The sequence below is a fragment of the Streptomyces hebeiensis genome, assembly GCF_052983195.1.
On record NZ_CM129812.1, the window covers coordinates 3,876,538 to 3,896,039 of the forward strand.

Genomic DNA, 19,502 nt, shown 5'->3' on the forward strand with positions numbered 1-19,502 from the left:
CCCTCGCGCCGCGGCCGCCTCCTCTCCTCTCCTCTCCCATCTCCCCGTCCCGGCACGCTCTTTCCGCGCCCCCCGTCCGCGCCCCTTCCGTACGCCCCGCGACACCGCTGTGACCAGGGACGTCGGCCGGGGAAGACGGGGCGTCCCGCACCGTAGCGGCAGGTTGACAGCCCGAAGCGCTCAATGCCGGTGTGAGCCTCTTGGAGCCCCTTCCCGAATATGGGGAGTCGGCAGGCGCTCATTCAGGGCGGCACATCGGTACTCAGGTACCCGCAAACCCCCATTCGTGTCGGCGCTACCGGTAGACTGGTGGGAAATCCCGCTGTGCTTGCGGGAACCGTCAATAGAAGCTGATACAAGCCGAACGACGCAGCCGCTCCCGCTTGCTCGGGTCAACGGCCTGCGCTGTGCCAGAAAGGGCGCTTCGTGGCCGATTCCGGCAACCCCGATGAGAAGACACCGTCCACCGTCACCGGCGAGAACGGCGAACTCGCCGCCTCGTACGACGCCAGCGCCATCACCGTGCTCGAGGGCCTGGACGCGGTCCGCAAGCGGCCCGGTATGTACATCGGCTCCACCGGTGAGCGTGGGCTGCACCACTTGGTGCAGGAGGTCGTCGACAACTCCGTCGACGAGGCCATGGCCGGGCACGCGACCACCATCGACGTGACGATCCTCGCCGACGGCGGGGTGCGGGTCGTCGACAACGGCCGCGGTATCCCCGTCGGCATCGTTCCCTCCGAGAACAAGCCGGCCGTCGAGGTGGTGCTCACCGTCCTGCACGCGGGCGGCAAGTTCGGCGGTGGCGGCTACGCCGTCTCCGGTGGCCTGCACGGCGTCGGTGTCTCGGTCGTCAACGCCCTGTCGTCGAAGCTCGCGGTCGAGGTCAAGTGCGACGGCTACCGGTGGACCCAGGACTACAAGCTCGGTGTGCCGACGGCGCCGCTGCTCCAGAACGAGCCGACGACCGAGTCCGGAACGTCCGTCACCTTCTGGGCGGATCCGGAGATCTTCGAGACGACCGAATACTCGTTCGAGACTCTTTCCCGGCGCTTCCAGGAGATGGCCTTCCTCAACAAGGGCCTGACCCTGACGCTGACCGACGAGCGCAAGTCCGCCAAGGCCGTCGTCGGTGCCGATGTGGCGGGCACGGACATCACCGAGGGCGTGGACGAGGAGCCGCCGGCCCGCACGGTGACGTACTACTACGAGGGCGGCATCGTCGACTTCGTGAAGTACCTCAACTCGCGCAAGGGCGAGCTGATCCACCCCACCGTGATCGACGTGGAGGCCGAGGACAAGGAGCGGATGCTCTCGGTCGAGATCGCGATGCAGTGGAACGCGCAGTACAGCGAGGGTGTCTACTCGTTCGCGAACACCATCCACACCCATGAGGGCGGCACGCACGAGGAGGGGTTCCGGGCGGCGCTGACCGGCCTGGTCAACCGTTACGCGCGCGAGAAGAAGCTGCTGCGCGAGAAGGACGACAACCTCACGGGCGAGGACATCCGCGAGGGCCTCACCGCGATCATCTCGGTGAAGCTGGGCGAGCCGCAGTTCGAGGGGCAGACGAAGACGAAGCTGGGCAACACGGAGGCGAAGACCTTCGTGCAGAAGGTCGTCCACGAGCACCTGACGGACTGGTTCGACCGCAATCCGGTCGAGGCCGCGGACATCATCCGCAAGGCGATCCAGGCCGCCACCGCCCGGGTCGCGGCCCGTAAGGCGCGGGACCTCACCCGCCGCAAGGGCCTGCTGGAGAGCGCGTCGCTGCCGGGCAAGCTGAGCGACTGCCAGTCCAACGACCCCTCGAAGTGCGAGATCTTCATCGTCGAGGGTGACTCCGCCGGCGGTTCCGCGAAGTCGGGCCGTAACCCGATGTACCAGGCGATCCTGCCGATCCGGGGCAAGATCCTGAACGTCGAGAAGGCCCGTATCGACAAGATCCTCCAGAACACCGAGGTGCAGGCGCTGATTTCGGCGTTCGGCACTGGTGTGCACGAGGACTTCGACATCGAGAAGCTCCGCTATCACAAGATCATCCTGATGGCGGACGCCGATGTCGACGGCCAGCACATCAACACGCTGCTGCTGACGTTCCTGTTCCGTTTCATGCGTCCCCTGGTCGAGGCCGGGCACGTCTACCTGTCGCGGCCGCCGCTGTACAAGATCAAGTGGGGCCGGGACGACTTCGAGTACGCCTACTCCGACCGCGAGCGCGACGCCCTGGTCGAGCTCGGCAAGCAGAACGGCAAGCGCATCCGCGAGGACTCGATCCAGCGCTTCAAGGGGCTGGGCGAGATGAACGCCGAAGAGCTCCGGGTCACCACGATGGACGTCGACCACCGGGTGCTCGGACAGGTCACGCTGGACGACGCGGCCCAGGCGGACGACCTGTTCTCGGTGCTGATGGGCGAGGACGTCGAGGCACGACGGTCCTTCATCCAGCGCAACGCCAAGGACGTCCGCTTCCTCGACATCTGAGTCGGCCACAGCTGACGGATTCGACAAGGCCGAAAGGAACACTGACCAGCAATGGCCGACGAGAACACCCCTGAAACACCTGACTCCCCCGACACTCCTGACGTTCCTGGCGACCCGGCTGCCTCCGGTGCTTCCGGCGCCGCGGCTGCCGCCGGTGGAACGAGCGGCGCCGAGGGCTCCGGCGTCCCCGGCACCCCCGGTACGCCGGTGATCCAGGAGACCGTCGAGGCGGTCGAGGGCCTGGCGATGCGCGTCGAGCCGGTAGGGCTCGAGACCGAGATGCAGCGCTCGTACCTCGACTACGCGATGTCCGTCATCGTCTCGCGCGCGCTCCCCGACGTACGGGACGGCCTCAAGCCGGTCCACCGACGCGTCCTGTACGCGATGTACGACGGCGGGTACCGGCCCGAGAAGGGCTTCTACAAGTGCGCCCGCGTCGTCGGCGACGTCATGGGTACGTACCACCCGCACGGCGACTCCTCGATCTACGACGCCCTGGTCCGGCTGGCGCAGCCGTGGTCGATGCGGATGCCGCTGGTGGACTCCAACGGCAACTTCGGTTCTCCGGGCAACGACCCGGCCGCGGCCATGCGGTACACCGAGTGCAAGATGATGCCGCTGTCGATGGAGATGCTCCGGGACATCGACGAGGAGACCGTCGACTTCACGGACAACTACGACGGCCGCAACCAGGAGCCGACGGTTCTGCCGGCCCGTTTCCCCAATCTCCTGATCAACGGCTCGGCGGGCATCGCCGTCGGTATGGCCACCAACATCCCGCCGCACAACCTGCGTGAGGTGGCGGCGGGCGCGCAGTGGGCGCTGGAGCACCCGGAGGCCACGCACGAGGAGCTGCTCGAAGCGCTGATCGAGCGCATCAAGGGCCCGGACTTCCCGACCGGCGCGCTGGTCGTGGGCCGTAAGGGCATCGAGGAGGCCTACCGCACGGGCCGCGGTTCGATCACGATGCGCGCGGTGGTAGAGGTCGAAGAGATCCAGAACCGGCAGTGCCTGGTCGTCACGGAGCTTCCGTATCAGACCAACCCCGACAATCTCGCTCAGAAGATTGCCGACCTGGTCAAGGACGGAAAGATCGGCGGCATCGCCGATGTCCGCGACGAGACGTCCTCCCGTACGGGCCAGCGTCTGGTGGTCGTCCTGAAGAGGGACGCGGTCGCCAAGGTCGTCCTGAACAACCTCTACAAGCACACCGATCTTCAGACGAATTTCGGCGCGAACATGCTGGCGCTGGTCGACGGCGTACCGCGCACGCTCTCCCTGGACGCGTTCATCCGGCACTGGGTGGCGCACCAGATCGAGGTCATCGTCCGGCGGACGCGCTTCCGGCTGCGCAAGGCCGAGGAGCGGGCGCACATCCTGCGCGGTCTGCTCAAGGCGCTCGACGCGATCGACGAGGTCATCGCGCTGATCCGGCGCAGCGACACGGTCGAGACCGCGCGCCAGGGCCTGATGGGCCTGCTCACGATCGACGAGATCCAGGCGAACGCGATCCTGGAGATGCAGCTGCGGCGGCTGGCGGCCCTGGAGCGGCAGAAGATCGTCGCGGAGCACGACGAGCTCCAGCAGAAGATCGACGAGTACAACGCGATCCTGGCCTCCCCCGCGAAGCAGCGCCAGATCGTCAGCGAGGAACTGGCGGTACTCGTCGAGAAGTTCGGTGACGACCGGCGCACCAAGCTGGTCCCCTTCGAGGGTGACATGTCCATCGAGGACCTGATCGCCGAGGAGGACATCGTCGTCACGATCACGCGGGGCGGCTATGTGAAGCGCACGAAGACGGACGACTACCGCTCGCAGAAGCGCGGCGGCAAGGGCGTGCGCGGCACGAAGCTCAAGGAAGACGACATCGTCGACCACTTCTTCGTCTCCACGACCCATCACTGGCTGCTGTTCTTCACGAACAAGGGCCGGGTCTACCGGGCGAAGGCGTACGAGCTCCCCGACGCGGGCCGGGAGGCACGGGGCCAGCACGTGGCCAATCTGCTCGCCTTCCAGCCGGACGAGCAGATCGCCGAGATCCTGGCGATCCGCGACTACGAGGCCGTGCCGTACCTGGTCCTCGCCACCAAGGCCGGCCTGGTGAAGAAGACGCCGCTCAAGGACTACGACTCCCCGCGGTCCGGCGGTGTCATCGCGATCAACCTCCGGGAGATGGAGGACGGCCGCGACGACGAACTGATCGGCGCCGAGCTGGTGTCGGCCGACGACGACCTGCTGCTGATCAGCAAGAAGGCGCAGTCGATCCGGTTCACCGCGACGGACGATGCCCTGCGCCCGATGGGGCGCGCCACCTCGGGCGTGAAGGGGATGAGCTTCCGCGAGGGCGACGAACTGCTGTCGATGAACGTCGTCCGGCCCGGTACCTTCGTGTTCACCGCCACGGACGGCGGGTACGCGAAGCGGACGGCCGTCGACGAGTACCGCGTCCAGGGCCGCGGCGGGCTCGGCATCAAGGCCGCCAAGATCGTGGAGGACCGTGGTTCGCTCGTCGGCGCGCTGGTGGTCGAGGAGACGGACGAGATCCTGGCGATCACCCTCGGCGGAGGTGTGATCCGCACGCGCGTCAGCGAAGTCAGGGAGACGGGCCGTGACACCATGGGCGTCCAACTGATCAACCTGGGCAAGCGCGATGCCGTCGTCGGTATCGCCCGCAACGCCGAGGCGGGCCGTGAGGCGGAAGAGGTCGAAGGGGCCGTGGACCCGGGGGCCGACGAGTCCGCTCCGGCCGCTGTCGCCGCGGACGGGATCGCCGAGGGCACGCGGCCCTTGGCAGGGGAGCACGAGGAGTAGAGCGTGAGTGGAGCCACGGGCGCCGGATCGGCCTCTTCCGGAGCGAGATCGAACGATGCCCGTGGCCCCGCCACGGACTCCCAGGGGGTAACGGTGACCGATACCCGGGGGCAGCAGCCCTCATACGAGAAGTACGGTGCTGAGCAGCCGCAGCAGGGCGCTCAGCCGTATCATCCGCCGCAGGCGTATCCCTCGCCCCAGAGCGCGGGAGCCAAGAGCGGACCCGGTCAGAGCCGGAGCCAGGCACAGATCCATGGCCAGAGCCAAGGCCAGCAGGGGCTCGTACAGGGCCAGAAGGGGACTCCCGTGACATCAGCAGCCTCCACCGCAGGACCCGGTACCGCAGCCGGGCCCGCCCCGGCTGCGGCCCAGCCTCCGGCCGAGGGCCAGGGCACCCTGGCCGGTCAGGCCGGGGCGTCGGCGGTCCGCCGGCCGCGGACGAACGCGCGTACCACCCCGCGTACGCGCAAGGCACGGCTCCGGGTGGCGAAGGCCGACCCGTGGTCCGTGATGAAGGTCAGCTTCCTGCTCTCCATCGCGCTCGGCGTGTGCACGGTCGTCGCGTCCGCCGTGCTGTGGATGGTCATGGACGCGATGGGCGTCTTCTCCACGGTCGGCGGGACGATCAGCGAGGCCACGGGCTCGAACGAGAGCAACGGCTTCGATCTCCAGTCGTTCCTCTCGCTGCCGCGGGTCCTCGTCTTCACGTCGGTCATCGCCGTGATCGACGTGGTCCTGGCGACCGCTCTGGCGACGCTCGGCGCCTTCATCTACAACCTGTCGGCGGGCTTCGTGGGCGGTGTCGAGCTCACGCTCGCCGAGGACGAGTGAGCTCGGGGTATCGATTTTGGGGCTGGCCCTGAAGTGCGCTAATCTTCAGGGGCAGCGCGGGGCTATAGCTCAGTTGGTTAGAGCGCATCCCTGATAAGGATGAGGCCACAGGTTCAAATCCTGTTAGCCCCACCGCGTGGACCGGCCCGTACGGATTTGCTCCGTACGGGCCGGTCGCATAAGGCCCGGCCGATGTGGCCGGGCCTTATGCGACCGGTGGGACGAAGGCCCGGCTCCGAGGCCCGCTCGGATTGCCCCTTGAGATTCCCCCTCGGGGTGACCGGGTCCCCTGTCCGGCGCTCTCCGGGGTGCGGCCAGGTCACCGATCGATATCGGTCGGTGTGTATAGTCGGGCGGCAGAAGTCCCCTACGTCAAGGAAAGACGAGGTCGCGCGGTGAAGAAGCTTCTCCTGGTCGCACTGGCCGCCATCGGCGGGCTCCTCGTGTACCGCCAGATCCAGGCGGACCGCGCCGAGCAGGATCTGTGGACGGAGGCGACCGACTCCGTGCCCGCAGGTTCGGGTGTGTGAGCCCCAGCAGTCCTGAGAATGCGAGCCCCGGCCGCCGAGCGGCCGGGGCTTCGTGCTGTCCGGTGCCCCGTCGGCGCGGCCATTCACTTTCGCGAAATTTTTCGTATGCGTGAGCGAATTGCGCAGGCGCGGGTGGCGTGCGGGTTCCGGGAGGACGGGGCGGGCCGCGTACCCGCGATGAGGGCGGCCGCACAGACAGGGGGCCGGTCCTCGGGGCAGGATGGAGCGGCCCGGGCGCGTCCGGGGACCCGCCGGGCGGGACCGAGGGCGGAGCCGCCCGGACGACCGGACCGGGCGGTGTGGTGGTCGGACGACGGCGCGAAGCGGCCGTGGGGCAAAGGGGGCGAGCGCGTGAAGTGGCGGGGCGGCAGGGGCCGTGATGCGGGCCGTACGGCGGTGGTGGGCCGGGCACGGAGCGGACGGGGCGACCGGCCGGGCCCGACCGGCCGGCTCGGAGTGGCTTCCGGCAGGCGGTCGTTCACCGGCCCACCCGCCGGGCGCGCGGTGCGGATCGTGGCCGTCGGCGCGTTGCTGGCCGTGGTGACGCTGTCGGGAGCGCCCGGGCTGTCGGGCCGGGCGTCGGCCGCGGGCGCGGCGCCGACGCCGTACGGATACGACCCGGAGGCGAAGCGCGTCACCGGCGCGTCGACCACCAGCGCGGCGGAGCCGCTCGACGCCGGCTCCACCTACCGCGACTCGATCGGGCCGAACCGGACCCGTGTCTACCGGCTGAACCTGGACGCGAAGACGAACGCCTATGTCTCCGCCGTCGCCGTGCCCGAAGCGGGCACGAAGGTCGGCGGCCGCGACGAATTGTCGGTCTCGGTCCAGGACCAGCAGGGCAGCGACTGCGGTTCGAACGACGCGCGGTTCGGCAGCAGTTCACGTTTTCCCCGGCCGCTCGCCGCCTACGCCTACCGGCTGATCGACAAGAAGGCCTACAACTGCCAGGAGGCGGGCCCGTACTACGTCGTCATCGAGCGGACCGGCGAGGCCACCTCCTCGGCCGAGCCCTGGGGCCTGGAGATCCGCCACCTCTCGGAGCCCGGTCTGGCGAAGACGGGGCCGACCGCGGCGCCGTCGCAGTGGCCCAGCGCCTCACCCGAGCCGCCGGCAGCCGCCGGCCCGCCCCGGTCCCGCGCCGGTGGCGCCGGCTTCCATGACGCGACCGCGCTGACCTCCGGGGAGTGGTCGACGGAGATCGAACCGGGTGGCTCGCTCTTCTACAAGGTCCCGGTCGACTGGGGCCAGCAGCTCTTCGCCGGCGCGGAGCTCGGCAGCTCGACGGGGAAGGGGTTCGTGACCGGCGCGCTGGCGATGTCCCTGTACAACCCGGCGCGAGGGCTGGTCGACAGCAGCTCCCCGGTCTCGTACGACGGGAAGCAGAAGACGACGTCGCTCGACCCGCTGCCGCCGGTGGCGTACGAGAACCGCTTCGGGTTCAGCACCGGTGACAAGGACATGCGGTTCGCGGGCTGGTACTACCTGAAGGTCAGTCTCGATCCGGAGGTGGGCGAGAAGTTCGGGATACGGCCGTACGGGCTGACCCTGCGGACGAATGTCGAGGGCGAGGCGAAGGCGGGACCGGCCTACGACGGGCCGGCGGGCGAGTTCGCGGTGACGGACGACGACCGGACGGAGGCGACGGACGGCAAGGCGAGGAACGGCGCCATGGTGCTCGTCGCCACGGCCGCTCTCGGCACGGGCACGGTGCTGGTGCTCGGTCTCGGCGTCTGGACGCTGCTGGCCCGGCGACGAGCGGTGGCCTCTTCGTAGAAGAAGTAGAGGGGACGAGGAAAAAGGGGTGCGGCCCGAGAGGCGTCCGCTCCCTCAGATCTGGGTCAGCGCCCAGATGCCCACGGCGAAGCAGACCAGCGCCACCAGCAGCACCGGGATCGCCACCTTCGGGGGCGGTCCCGGACGTATGTGCGATGAGGCGTGGTGTGCGAGCGTCCGTGGCCGCTCGGCGGTGTACGGGCGGGTGGGGGCCGGCTCGTCGGGGCCGGGGCGCACGGGCGCGGCCGCGGTCGGCGCGTGGGCGTGCGCCAGCTCGGTCGGGGTGGGAGCAGAGGCGGGCCCGAGGGAGGACTCGTACCGCCGTTCCGGAGGCGGTGGCAGATGGAAGCTGCCGGTGTCCGACATGGCGTCGGGAGCGGGAGCGGGCGACGGTGCGAACGGGGGTACGGGCGCCGACAGGGGCGCGTAGGCGCCGTCGGTCCGCTCCGCCCGGGGGTCGGAAGGGGGGCCGGTCCGCGGATCCGTCGGCGCGGCCGGTACGGAGCCGGGGGCGGCCCCCGCGTAAGGCCCCGCGTAAGCCCCCGCGGCCCCCGCCCCCACGCCGGAGCCGACGCCTCCTTTGGGCCGGGCGAGGGGCCCGGACGGGCCGTACTCGGGCGGCAGGGGGCCGATCTGGTCGAAGACCTCGACCGGCTCCTCTTCGGGTGACGGCTCGGGCAGCATCTCGACGGCGGTGGCCAGCGCCTTGCGGGCGCCCGTGGCCGTACGGAAACGCGCGTGCGGATCGGGCTGCAACAGGGCCGCCAGGACCTGCCACAGCGGCTCGGGGATGCCCTGGGGCGCCCCCGGAGTGCCATGGGAGACGAAAAGCTCCACCAGGGCCTGGGAATCGGGTTTGGCGCCCTGGAGCAGATAGAGGGCGACGAGACCGGTGGCGAAGAGATCGGCCGGGAAGTCGGGCTCGGCGCCCATGAGTTGCTCGGGCGCGAAGTAACCGGGTGTGCCCACCACGTAGTTGGTCTCCGTCAGCCGCGGCTCGCCCTTGCGCATGGAGATGCCGAAGTCGGACAGCCGCAGATGCGGGCGGGCCGTGCCGGTCGACTCCAGCAGGATGTTGGCCGGTTTGATGTCCCGGTGGACGACCCCCTCCGCGTGCACCGCGGAGAGCCCGGCCAGCAGCTGGTCGAGCAGGGTACAGACGAACCGCGGCGGCAGCGGGCCGTAGTCGCCGATGAGATGCGCCAGGGACCCGCCGCTCACCAGATCCATGGTGAACAGCACCTTGTCGTCGTCCGCCGCCCAGCTGGCGGGCGCGAGGACGTGCGGGTGGTCGATCCGGAGCGCCTGCTCCCGCACGAACCGCAGCAGGGTGTGCGCGTCGCTCTGCTGGAGGACCTTCGCCGCGACGTAGCGCCGGCGGCGGTAATCCCAGGCGCGCCAGACGGCGCCGACACCGCCCCGCCCGATCGGGTCGATCAGCTCGTACCGTCCCGCGAAGACCTCACCCATACCGCCGCGCCGCTCCCCGTCGTCCCGTCCTGAACATTCCGCACGCTTCCCGTACTGCCCTGACGCCGCTCCGTACAACCGCCGCGGTCGCCGCGGCGGCGGCCTGTGCCCGGTCGGGCCCGGTCGTGCCTCCGGCTCGGGCCCCCGGCCCGCGCGCCACCCCCCTGGCGCGCGCCCCCGGCCTCTGGCCCCGGCTCGGAACCGCTCGGAACCGGTCCCGCTGATCGGATCAGCTGATCGGCTCTGCTGATGGGTTCAGCCGGCCGGCCCGCGGCACTAGCCCTGGTGCGCCTCGTAGTGCGCGACCGCCTCGGCGGTGCGGCCGGCGCCGTACACCCGGAGGAACTCCGCCAGTTCGGGCTGGGTCCGGGCGAGCGAGTCGGCGGCGTCGATGATGTCCCCGGCCCCGGCCACCGAGCGCAGCAGTGACTGGATCTCACGGACCACCCGGCGCACGGTGGGCGCGCCCGAACTGTTCGTCGTCTGGCTGGTGCCGGTGAGCACCGAGCCGCCCTGCGACTTCTTGATCTCCGCCATGCGGTCCGCCGCCTCGGCCGCGCTGACGCTGCCGTCGGCCACCTGACCGGCCAGGTCCTGGAGGGCCTGGACCCGTTGGACCACCGCCGGGTTGCCGATCTTCGCGCGTTGACCGCTCATCAGCTGGGAGAGCATCGGCGCGGACAGGCCCAGGACCGAGGCGAGCCGGGCCTGGTTCAGCCCCAGGTCGTCGATGAGGCGACGGAAGAGCGCCCCCAGCGGCTCCCCGTACCAGCTTCGCTGCAGCTCTCTGGCTCTGGCCGTCGATTCCTGCTGTGTTGCGTCCATGCGCGTCTCCCCATCGCTTCCCCAATGCGGCAGCTTCGCTGCTGCGAACCTCGTGGGGCATCTTACGGAGCGTGGTCGCGCACGGGGAGTCCCCATCGTTTTGCCGGATCGCGGGGTACACCCGGTACTCTGGTGCGCGGTGATGGACGTGCCGCTCTCCTCGGCCCGACCGTACCCATCCCGTCCCGGGGCCTTAGCTCAGTTGGTAGAGCGCTGTCTTTGCATGGCAGATGTCAGGGGTTCGACTCCCCTAGGCTCCACGTCCAGACCCCTCTCACCCGTGCGTACACGGTGAGAGGGGTCTTCTCACGTCCGGGCGGGGTCTCCCCTGGGTCATGGCAGCCGGTCCCGCACGTCTGGTTGGACCGTACGAGTGGTGTTCATCCGAAGAACTGCGGACCGAGGGCGTCGCTGCCGGGATTCCCGAGTTGCGTACACATCATGAGGAAGGTATTTAAACCGCCCAACCCGAAAGCGAGGGGTCATGGCCGCCGTCAAGGTCAAGAATCTGTGGACCGTATTCATCACCGCCTTCTTCGCGGTGCTCGCCTCCCTGGGGTTCAGCACCCCCGCCGCTGCCGCCGGTACCGCCGCCGTGCGCCAGCCGGCCGAGCAGCCCGCGTCGGCCCCCGCCGCCGCGCAGCGCACCGACGCCAGGACGGCGCGGGCCCTGCCGCCGAGAGTGCTGCCCCGGGACCGCTCGCTGCCGCCCACGATCAAGCAGCGCATCACCGCCGAGGCGCATGGTTCGTCACCGTCGGTCCGGCACCTTCCGGCGAGCCGGCAGTCGAGCGAGAACGACCCGCGTGCGGCACGCGAGCGGGCGTACGCCGCGGACGCGGCACTCGTCGCCGCGTGAGCGTGGTCAGCGTCCGGCACGCACGACGTGGTCCCGCTTTCCGCCGGGACGGCACAGAGCGCCGACGCCCCGCCGAGTGCCGAGTCCGCTCGCACCGCCCGGACTGCCGGCGGTCCGGAGACCGCCCGAGACCCGAGGATCACCGGAAAGCCGGAGACCGCCCGAAGCCCGAGGACCGCCGGAAAGCCGGAGACCGCCCGGAGCCCGCAGCCCGCCGGAAAGCCGAAGAGCGCCGGAAGCCTCCGGAACGGAGGAAGCCCCGAGACCGCCGGGATGCCCGGGGTCGTCGAGGCCACCACGATGGTCGGCGAGGTCCCCAGGATCAGGGACGGTCGTCCCGGTCCGCGCCGGGCGTTCCCGCCTCCGCCACATGGCTCCCGTCGAGCGGCGCCGACGAGGCGTGCGCGGAGACCTCGGTGGCCGCGGGAGGCTCCACCAGCCAGTCCGGATTCGCCTGCTTGTGCCACCACTTCCAGGCGGCGAAAGCACCGCCGGCCAGCATTCCGAAGACCGCGAGGCCCTTGGCCACGCGACCGGCCCTGGCCCGCCGCTCTTGCTTCCTCGACAGTTTCCGGATCTCCCGCATGGTGACCTGTCCGCGCAGCGCCGCCACGGCCGCCGCGGAGCGGGCCGCGGCCTCCTCGGCCACCGGCTGAGCGGTCGCCACCGCGTGCCCGACCCGTGGGACCGTGTAGTCCGCCGTCTGACGGGCGACCTCGCGGGTGCGGACGGCCGCGCGATGAGCCGCCGCGTCGATTTTCGGGGGTACCCGAGGCGCCACATGGGCGCAGTACTGAACACGAGCCTGCTTCGCGGCCTTCGACATCGTCGGGGCGAGCCGTACGCGGGCCTCATTGGCGTACAGAGCGGCATGCTGCTTCGCCGTACCGGCGTACGGTGCCACGGCTTCCGCGGCGTGCTGGACGCTCTCCTTCGCCGAACCCGTAGCGGCGCGCACGCTGTCCATGCGGGTCACTGGATCAACCTCCTCGGTGGCGTTCCGTGTTTCGCCTGTCCGCCCTTGCCGAAATCATGCCTGCCGGGGTCCGGCCCGGCATGTGGTGCGGGCATCCGGGTCACGCCGCGCTCTTCCCGCTCTCCCTCCGGTCGCGCTTCGCCTTCTCCCGGCCGGTCCGTACGGCCCCGTACCGGCTCGTACCCTTCGCTGTGTTTCGCGCGTTCCGCGCGTTCCGCGCCTCTTTCGTGTGTCCTCCGCAGGGCCTCCCACGGCCCGCTGTGCCTGTCGGCGCCGCTCGCGTGCGAGGATCGGGAGGGTCGGAGAAGACATACGAAGACTTACGAAGACTTACGGAAGGCAGATCGTGGCCGAGCAGCTTTTCGCCACCCTGAAGACCAACCACGGCGACATCGAGGTCCGGCTGCTGCCGAACCACGCCCCGAAGACGGTCAAGAACTTTGTCGAGCTCGCCCAGGGCGAGCGGGAGTGGACGCACCCCGCGACCGGAAAGAAGTCCAAGGACAGGCTGTACGACGGCACGGTCTTCCACCGGGTGATCAGTGGCTTCATGATCCAGGGCGGTGACCCGCTGGGCAACGGCACCGGCGGCCCGGGCTACGAGTTCGAGGACGAGTTCCACCCGGACCTCGCCTTCGACAAGCCGTACCTGCTGGCCATGGCCAACGCCGGCCCGGGCACGAACGGCTCGCAGTTCTTCATCACCGTGGCGCCGACCGCCTGGCTGACCCGTAAGCACACCATCTTCGGCGAGGTCAGCACCGAGGCCGGCAAGAAGGTCGTGGACGCCATCGGCGCCACCCGGACCAACCCGCGCACCGACCGTCCGGTGGAGGACGTGGTGATCGAGTCCGTCGTCATCGAGACGCGCTGACCCACGGGCCGACCGGTCCGCCCTTCCCGCCGAGGGGACGCCCCTCCGGGAACCTTCCCGCCCTGCCCGTCCGTAGTGGTTACATAACCGGCCGGGCAGGGCGGCGCGCTGTGCGCCGCCCGCCGTGACGAGGACCGAGGGGACCGATGGACCACCCGCCTGGAGGCCACGGAGGCCAGGACCAGCCCGCTGTCGGCGAGGGGCTGCCCCACTGCTACCGGCATCCCGGCCGTGAGACGGGCATACGCTGCACGCGCTGCGAGCGCCCCATCTGCCCCGACTGCATGATCAGCGCGTCCGTCGGGTTCCAGTGCCCGGACTGCGTGCGGCAGGGATCCGGTACGGGGCGCGGGCCCGCGGCCGCCCGGCCGCGCACCCTCGCCGGGGGGACCGTCACGTCCGACCCCCGGCTGGTCACCAAGGTCCTGATCGGGATCAACGCCGCGGTCTTCTTCGCGGTGCTCGGCGTGGGCGAGAACCATCTGCTGATCAAGCGGCTCGACCTCATCGGGGCCGCCTTCGACCCGGCGCTCGGCCATTCCGTCGGTGTCGCCGACGGCGAGTGGTACCGGCTGGTCACGGCGATGTTCCTGCATCAGGAGATCTGGCACATCGCGTTCAACATGATGGGCCTGTGGTGGCTCGGCGGACCGCTGGAGGCGGCGCTCGGCCGGGTCCGGTTCCTGGCGCTCTACCTGCTCTCCGGACTGGCGGGCAGCGCCTTCACGTATCTGATCGCGGCGCCCAACCAGGGCTCACTGGGCGCGTCCGGTGCCGTCTTCGGACTGCTCGGCGCGACCGTCGTGCTGATGCGCCGGATGAACTACGACCTGCGGCCGGTCCTGATCCTGCTGGCGCTGAACCTGCTCCTCACCTTCACCTGGTCCGGTATCGCCTGGGAGGCGCACGTCGGCGGACTGGTGGCGGGCACGGTGATCGCCATAGGCATGGTGCACGCGCCCCGCGCACACCGGACGCTGGTGCAGTCGGGGACCTGTGCGCTGGTGCTGGCGACGACGGTCGCGATCGTCGTGCTCAGGACCATGTCGCTGACCACCGGCGGCTGAGCGGGCGACCTCCGACGCCCGGGCCTACCTGATGGTTGTCCACAGTGTGTGGTGGATCTTGTGCACGCCGTGGAGAACATGCGTGCCCCTTGTCCCCGATGTGGGTCTGACCAGCGGCGACAAGGGGCGTGCGAGGCGGCGGAGCGGCGGACGCGGTCACACCGGCGTCAACATTCCGTGGAGTTATCCACAGATCGTCTGACCTTTTCCCCTGCTGTGGACAACGCTGTGGATAAGTCGGGGCGGAGCTTGACGAGCGTGGGTGGATCCGCTACCTCCGCCGCCGGGAGCCGCCGCCGGCCTCGTGGGTCGGAGCCACATCGGGGACGGCTACTTCCACTGGGTGGAGACGCCGAACCCCGCCGCGATGAAGCCGAAGCCGACGACGATGTTCCAGTTCCCGAAGCTGTCCACCGGGAGATCACCGTCAGTTACGTAGAAGACGACGATCCAGGCCAGCCCGATCAGGAACAGCGCGAGCATGACCGGGGCCACCCAGCTCCGGTTGGTGAGCTTTATGCTGGCCGCCTGCTTCGCGGCCGGCGGCGGCGTGAAGTCGGCCTTCTTGCGGATACGTGACTTCGGCACGAGGGACTCTCCTGTCGATGCGCTGCGTGACCGCGCAGGTAACTGAAACGGGCTGCCTGGGCGACGCGCAGGGGGAAACGCCACTCCCGGGCGTCCGTTAGCGTAGTGCTTCCGCGGCGCCGAAGGAGATAAGGGTACGTTGAGCAATTCCGCCGACTCTCTCCCGGAGCGGGCCGACTCTTCCCCGGAGCGGGAGCCAGGAGCGCGCTCCAGGCCCTCCCTGCGGCCCGTACGGCTGCTCACGGCGGCCGTTTTCGGCCTCGCCGGGCTGATCTTCGTCACCAGCTTCAACACGGCCAAGGGCACCAACATCCGCACCGACGCCTCGCTGCTGAAGCTCTCCGACCTGATCCACGAGCGCGACCGGAAGAACCAGCAGCTGGGCGACACCACCGCCGCTCTCCGGGACGACATCGACACCCTGGTCCGCCGCGACCACGGCGCCACCGACGCGGAGAACGCCGGGCTGCGCGCCCTGGAGAAGTCCGCGGGGACGGAGAAGGTGACCGGTGAGAGCCTCACCGTCACGCTGAACGACGCCCCGCCGGACGCCACCGCGAACCCCGGCTACCCCGAGCCCCAGCCCAACGACCTCGTCATCCACCAGCAGGACCTCCAGGCGGTCGTCAACGCGCTGTGGGCGGGCGGCGCGCAGGGCATACGGGTGATGGACCAGCGGCTGATCTCCACCAGCGCCGTGCGGTGCGTCGGCAACACGCTGATCCTCCAGGGGCGTGTCTACTCCCCGCCATACAAGATCACCGCTGTCGGTGACGCGGACAGGCTGCGCAAGGCCGTCGACGACTCGCCCGCGATCCAGAACTACCTGCTGTACGTGAAGGCGTACGGGCTGGGCTGGAAGCTTCAGGAGCGCGGCGAGGAGACCCTCCCCGGCTACTCGGGCACGGTGGACCTGCACTACGCGGAGCCGGTGCGGCCCTCGAAGTAGCCACGGTGTACGCCGGACGGGCGGCTGTGACGAAGAGCAACCCCGAACCTCCGTACAGCTGCCCCATGCGCCGCCCATATGCCCTCGGTGCCCTTTAGTCTGGTGCCGTACCGCCCGAGGGCGGCACCAGGACGGAAGGGACGGCATGTACGGCTGGATCTGGCGGCATCTGCCGGGCAACGCGTGGGTGCGGGCGGCGCTCTCGCTCGTGCTGGCGCTCGCCGTCGTCTTCGTGCTGTTCCAGTACGTCTTCCCGTGGGCGGAGCCGCTGCTGCCGTTCAACGATGTCACCGTCGACGGAGCAGGAGCTGCCGGATGAGCGCGCGCATTCTCGTCGTGGACAACTACGACAGCTTCGTCTTCAACCTCGTCCAGTACCTGTACCAGCTGGGCGCCGAGTGCGAGGTCCTGCGCAACGACGAGGTGGCCACCTCGCACGCCCAGGACGGCTTCGACGGAGTTCTGCTCTCCCCCGGCCCCGGCACTCCCGAGCAGGCCGGTGTCTGCGTCGACATGGTGCGCCACTGCGCCGCGACCGGCGTGCCCGTCTTCGGCGTCTGCCTCGGCATGCAGTCGATGGCGGTGGCGTACGGCGGTGTCGTCGGCCGCGCCCCCGAGCTGCTGCACGGAAAGACATCGCTGGTCCTGCACGAGGGGCGCGGCGTCTTCGCCGGGCTGCCCTCGCCGTTCACCGCCACCCGCTACCACTCGCTGGCCGCGGAGCCCGCCGAGCTGCCGGCCGAGCTGGAGGTCACGGCGCGGACCGAGGACGGCATCGTCATGGGGCTGCGCCACCGCGAACTGCCGGTCGAGGGAGTGCAGTTCCACCCCGAGTCGGTGCTCACCGAATACGGCCACCTGATGCTGGCCAACTGGCTGACGCGGTGCGGTGATCCGGGCGCGGTGGGCCGGTCGGAGGGCCTGGCGCCGGTGGTGGGCAAGGCGTTCGCGTGACCGAACCCCGTCCCGAGCACGGTACGGGTCCCGGAGATCCGTACGGGGAGTACGGACGGCACGAGCAGAGTTCGTACGGGCAGGGCTCGTACGGGCAGGGCTCGTACGGGCAGGGCTCGTACGGGCAGGGAACGCCGTCGCACGAGCAGGGGGCGTACGGCCGGGGACCGTACGAGGGCGCCGACGCGCCGGGGACGGAAAGGCCGGCGGACCCGCTGAACGATCCGCTTCCCGACAGACAGCCGCCGCCCCCGGAGCCGGGCCGGAGACAGGGCGGCCGCCACCGCGGTCGCCAGCGGGAGGGCCAGCCGGACGGGCCGGGCCCGGCATTCCCGGGGCCCCCGCGGGACCACGCCGTGGGGCAGCCGGAACCGGTGCGGCCCGGACCGGGACGGCGCAGACGGCACGGCGCGCCCTGGTCCCCCGAGGGTGAGCGGCCGGCGGAGCCGGGAGCGTCGGGGCCCGGCCCCGTACCGGCGCCGGGCCCCCTACGGCCACCAGGACGGGCATCGGCGCCGCCCGCCGGGCCGGCGGGCCCGGCCGGACCGGGCGTGCGGGAGTTCCCCGTACAGGGGCCTCCCGGGCCGCGGTCTCCCGCTCCGGAGACCCAGCCCCCCGCGCCGGATCAGGCGACCACGGCGGTTCTCCCCGTCATCGGCGCCTCGGACGACGAGACCGTGGGGCTGCGTACGCGCGACACGCGTCGTGCCGCCGCACCGGGGGCGGGAGAGGCCGAGGAGCCCCGCACGGGCGGCCGTGCCGAGCGGCGCCGGGCCGCGAAAGGGGGCGGGCGGGGACGCAGGCGCGCGGCGGCCGCCGCGACGGGGACGGCCGCGGTGCCGGCCGGTGCCGGGGCCCGGTCCGAGGCGGCGGCGCCCTCCCGGCCGCTCTCCCGTGTCGAGGCGCGCCGCGCGGCCCGCGCACTCAAGGAGAGCCCGGCCGTCATCGTCAGCCGGGTGGTCGGCGAGCTGTTCATCACCTTCGGCGTCGTGATGCTGCTGTTCGTCACGTACCAGCTCTGGTGGACCAACGTCCGCGCCGGTGCCTACGCCGGCGACCAGACGAACCAGATCCAGGACGGCTGGGCCAAGGGCCGCAAGCCCGACGCCTTCCGGCCCGGACAGGGCTTCGCCATCATGTACATACCGAAGCTGGACGTCGTGGTGCCGATCGCCGAGGGCATCAGCAAGACGCAGGTCCTCGACCGCGGAATGGTGGGGCACTACGCGGAGGGCGGCCTCAAGACGGCGATGCCGTCCGCCCGCCAGGGCAACTTCGCGGTGGCCGGGCACCGGAACACGCATGGTGAACCGTTCCGCTACATCAACCAGCTCCAGCCCGGCGACGACATCGTCGTCGAGACCCAGGACACGTACTACACGTACGAGATGGCCAGCATCCTGCCGCAGACCCCGCCGTCGAACGTGAGCGTGCTCCGTCCCGTGCCGCCGGGTTCGGGGTTCACCGGGCCCGGTCGCTACATCACGCTGACGACCTGCACGCCCGAATTCACCAGTACCTATCGTCTGATCGTGTGGGGCAAGATGGTGGAGGAACGGCCACGCAGCAAGGGCAAGCCCGACGCTCTCGTGAGCTGAGACCGCGTGAGACCGCGCGTACACAGGACAGCGGCACGTTGACGGGGAACAGGGGACAGGGGCGTTCGCGGTGGCAGGCAGCAAGCACGACGATGAGCGCGCCGAGCGCGAGGACACCCCGTCCGCCCCGGGCCCGGCGCGGTCGGTTCCGGAACCCGCCGCCCCGGACGCCGCGTCGTCGGTGACGCCGCCCCCGGCCCCTCCGCGCAGGGGCCGCAGGAGGCGTCTCGCGTCAGTGGTCAGCGTCTTCGGCGAACTGCTCATCACCGCGGGCGTGGTGATGGGTCTCTTCGTCGTCTACTCGCTGTGGTGGACGAACGTCCTGGCCGACCGCGAGTCCGCCAAGCAGGGCGACGAGATGCGGCACGACTGGGCCCGGGAGGCACCCAAGGGGACGCCCCGCGCCTTCGACTCCGAGGACGGCATCGGGTTCCTCCACGTCCCGGCGATGGACAGCGGCGAAGTGCTGGTCAAGAAGGGCACCAGCACCTCGGCGCTGAACAACGGGATCGCCGGCTACTACACGGAGCCGGTCAAGTCCGCGCTCCCCTGGGACGAGAAGGGCAACTTCTCCCTGGCCGCGCACCGCGACGGCCACGGTGCGCGGTTCCACAACATCCACAAGCTCAAGGACGGCGATCCGGTCGTTTTCGAAACCCGGGACACCTGGTACGTCTACAAGGTCTTCAAGACGCTGCCGAAAACGTCGAAGTACAACGTGGACGTGCTTCAGCCGGTCCCGGAGGAGTCGGGAAAGACCAAGCCCGGTCGCTATCTGACGCTGACGACCTGCACGCCGATCTATACCTCGGACTTCCGCTACATCGTGTGGGCCGAACTGGACCGTACGGAGAAGGTCGACAAGGAGCGCACGCCTCCGCGCGAACTGAGCTGAGGACGGGCCCCTGTT

The 19,502-nt window shown here is 70.3% G+C and carries 17 protein-coding genes and 2 tRNA genes; 15 read left to right on the forward strand and 4 right to left on the reverse strand.

Going from position 1 to position 19,502, the window contains the following annotated elements; all coding sequences use genetic code 11:
* Positions 1 to 405 precede the first annotated feature (405 nt).
* The 6 genes from gyrB to ACU6P3_RS16910 all read left to right on the forward strand — a co-directional run bounded on the left by gyrB (position 406) and on the right by ACU6P3_RS16910 (position 8,432).
* Positions 406 to 2,484, forward strand: coding sequence for a DNA topoisomerase (ATP-hydrolyzing) subunit B (gyrB, locus tag ACU6P3_RS16885; protein WP_447197923.1), 2,079 nt, complete (start codon positions 406 to 408; stop codon positions 2,482 to 2,484).
* A gap of 246 nt (positions 2,485 to 2,730) precedes the next feature.
* Positions 2,731 to 5,295, forward strand: coding sequence for a DNA gyrase subunit A (gene gyrA / locus ACU6P3_RS16890; RefSeq protein ID WP_447197924.1), 2,565 nt, complete (start codon positions 2,731 to 2,733; stop codon positions 5,293 to 5,295).
* Positions 5,296 to 5,388: 93 nt separating this feature from the next.
* Positions 5,389 to 6,126, forward strand: coding sequence for a DUF3566 domain-containing protein (locus ACU6P3_RS16895; RefSeq protein ID WP_078854337.1), 738 nt, complete (start codon positions 5,389 to 5,391; stop codon positions 6,124 to 6,126).
* 58 nt (positions 6,127 to 6,184) lie between these two features.
* Positions 6,185 to 6,258, forward strand: a tRNA-Ile gene (locus ACU6P3_RS16900).
* Positions 6,259 to 6,521: 263 nt separating this feature from the next.
* Complete coding sequence (locus ACU6P3_RS16905; RefSeq protein WP_003958712.1) at positions 6,522 to 6,656, forward strand: DLW-39 family protein; 135 nt, start codon at positions 6,522 to 6,524, stop codon at positions 6,654 to 6,656.
* Positions 6,657 to 7,007: 351 nt separating this feature from the next.
* The gene (locus ACU6P3_RS16910; RefSeq protein WP_447193053.1) at positions 7,008 to 8,432 is read left to right on the forward strand and encodes a hypothetical protein; all 1,425 of its coding nucleotides are present in this window, start codon (positions 7,008 to 7,010) and stop codon (positions 8,430 to 8,432) included.
* A 54-nt stretch (positions 8,433 to 8,486) separates the two neighbouring features.
* On the opposite strand, the gene ACU6P3_RS16915 is transcribed toward ACU6P3_RS16910, so the two are convergent.
* Both ACU6P3_RS16915 and ACU6P3_RS16920 read right to left on the reverse strand, forming a co-directional pair.
* Complete coding sequence (locus tag ACU6P3_RS16915; RefSeq protein ID WP_447193054.1) at positions 8,487 to 9,902, reverse strand: serine/threonine-protein kinase; 1,416 nt, start codon at positions 9,900 to 9,902, stop codon at positions 8,487 to 8,489.
* Positions 9,903 to 10,178: 276 nt separating this feature from the next.
* Positions 10,179 to 10,727 (reverse strand): helix-turn-helix domain-containing protein, encoded by a 549-nt coding sequence (locus ACU6P3_RS16920; protein WP_030744288.1) that lies wholly within the window; start codon positions 10,725 to 10,727, stop codon positions 10,179 to 10,181.
* A gap of 187 nt (positions 10,728 to 10,914) precedes the next feature.
* Between ACU6P3_RS16920 and ACU6P3_RS16925 the strand changes: the two genes are divergently transcribed.
* Together ACU6P3_RS16925 and ACU6P3_RS16930 are read left to right on the forward strand one after the other, a co-directional pair.
* Positions 10,915 to 10,987, forward strand: a tRNA-Ala gene (locus tag ACU6P3_RS16925).
* Positions 10,988 to 11,211: 224 nt separating this feature from the next.
* Complete coding sequence (locus tag ACU6P3_RS16930; RefSeq protein ID WP_447193055.1) at positions 11,212 to 11,586, forward strand: DUF6344 domain-containing protein; 375 nt, start codon at positions 11,212 to 11,214, stop codon at positions 11,584 to 11,586.
* Positions 11,587 to 11,908: 322 nt separating this feature from the next.
* On the opposite strand, the gene ACU6P3_RS16935 is transcribed toward ACU6P3_RS16930, so the two are convergent.
* Positions 11,909 to 12,562 (reverse strand): DUF5324 family protein, encoded by a 654-nt coding sequence (locus ACU6P3_RS16935; protein WP_447193056.1) that lies wholly within the window; start codon positions 12,560 to 12,562, stop codon positions 11,909 to 11,911.
* A 346-nt stretch (positions 12,563 to 12,908) separates the two neighbouring features.
* On the opposite strand from ACU6P3_RS16935, the gene ACU6P3_RS16940 reads away from it, so the two are divergent.
* Together ACU6P3_RS16940 and ACU6P3_RS16945 are read left to right on the forward strand one after the other, a co-directional pair.
* Complete coding sequence (locus ACU6P3_RS16940) at positions 12,909 to 13,436, forward strand: peptidylprolyl isomerase (protein ID WP_030744280.1); 528 nt, start codon at positions 12,909 to 12,911, stop codon at positions 13,434 to 13,436.
* 146 nt (positions 13,437 to 13,582) lie between these two features.
* Positions 13,583 to 14,503 carry a rhomboid family intramembrane serine protease gene (locus tag ACU6P3_RS16945; RefSeq protein WP_447193057.1) on the forward strand — a complete coding sequence of 307 codons (921 nt, stop codon included), beginning with the start codon at positions 13,583 to 13,585 and terminating at the stop codon, positions 14,501 to 14,503.
* A 330-nt stretch (positions 14,504 to 14,833) separates the two neighbouring features.
* Here the strand turns inward: ACU6P3_RS16945 and crgA are convergent, their stop codons facing one another.
* On the reverse strand, positions 14,834 to 15,091 hold the full coding sequence (crgA, locus tag ACU6P3_RS16950) for a cell division protein CrgA (protein WP_030744276.1): 258 nt from the start codon (positions 15,089 to 15,091) through the stop codon (positions 14,834 to 14,836).
* A 139-nt stretch (positions 15,092 to 15,230) separates the two neighbouring features.
* Here crgA and ACU6P3_RS16955 point away from each other — a divergent pair, with 139 nt between their 5' ends.
* The 5 genes from ACU6P3_RS16955 (at position 15,231) to ACU6P3_RS16975 (ending at position 19,487) form a co-directional block, all read left to right on the forward strand.
* Positions 15,231 to 16,040, forward strand: coding sequence for a DUF881 domain-containing protein (locus tag ACU6P3_RS16955; RefSeq protein ID WP_447193058.1), 810 nt, complete (start codon positions 15,231 to 15,233; stop codon positions 16,038 to 16,040).
* A gap of 145 nt (positions 16,041 to 16,185) precedes the next feature.
* A complete protein-coding gene (locus ACU6P3_RS16960) occupies positions 16,186 to 16,359 on the forward strand; it encodes a hypothetical protein (RefSeq protein WP_030744272.1) in 174 nt (57 codons plus the stop codon).
* The gene (locus ACU6P3_RS16965; protein WP_030744270.1) at positions 16,356 to 16,994 is read left to right on the forward strand and encodes an aminodeoxychorismate/anthranilate synthase component II; all 639 of its coding nucleotides are present in this window, start codon (positions 16,356 to 16,358) and stop codon (positions 16,992 to 16,994) included. The genes ACU6P3_RS16960 and ACU6P3_RS16965 overlap by 4 nt, the downstream gene beginning before the upstream one ends.
* Positions 16,991 to 18,592, forward strand: a complete 1,602-nt coding sequence (locus ACU6P3_RS16970; RefSeq protein WP_447193059.1) for a class E sortase — start codon at positions 16,991 to 16,993, stop codon at positions 18,590 to 18,592. The genes ACU6P3_RS16965 and ACU6P3_RS16970 overlap by 4 nt, the downstream gene beginning before the upstream one ends.
* Positions 18,593 to 18,773: 181 nt before the next feature.
* A complete protein-coding gene (locus ACU6P3_RS16975; RefSeq protein WP_447197925.1) occupies positions 18,774 to 19,487 on the forward strand; it encodes a class E sortase in 714 nt (237 codons plus the stop codon).
* Positions 19,488 to 19,502: the final 15 nt, after the last annotated feature.

Excerpts from the sequence above, each read along its gene's own strand:
- gyrA (WP_447197924.1), top strand. The coding sequence starts at position 2,731 with ATGCGCGTCGAGCCGGTAGGGCTCGAGACCGAGATGCAGCGCTCGTAC.
- ACU6P3_RS16915 (WP_447193054.1), bottom strand. The coding sequence starts at position 9,902 with ATGGGTGAGGTCTTCGCGGGACGGTACGAGCTGATCGACCCGATCGGG.
- ACU6P3_RS16920 (WP_030744288.1), bottom strand. The coding sequence starts at position 10,727 with ATGGACGCAACACAGCAGGAATCGACGGCCAGAGCCAGAGAGCTGCAG.
- ACU6P3_RS16930 (WP_447193055.1), top strand. The coding sequence starts at position 11,212 with ATGGCCGCCGTCAAGGTCAAGAATCTGTGGACCGTATTCATCACCGCC.
- ACU6P3_RS16945 (WP_447193057.1), top strand. The coding sequence starts at position 13,583 with ATGGACCACCCGCCTGGAGGCCACGGAGGCCAGGACCAGCCCGCTGTC.
- ACU6P3_RS16960 (WP_030744272.1), top strand. The coding sequence starts at position 16,186 with ATGTACGGCTGGATCTGGCGGCATCTGCCGGGCAACGCGTGGGTGCGG.
- ACU6P3_RS16965 (WP_030744270.1), top strand. The coding sequence starts at position 16,356 with ATGAGCGCGCGCATTCTCGTCGTGGACAACTACGACAGCTTCGTCTTC.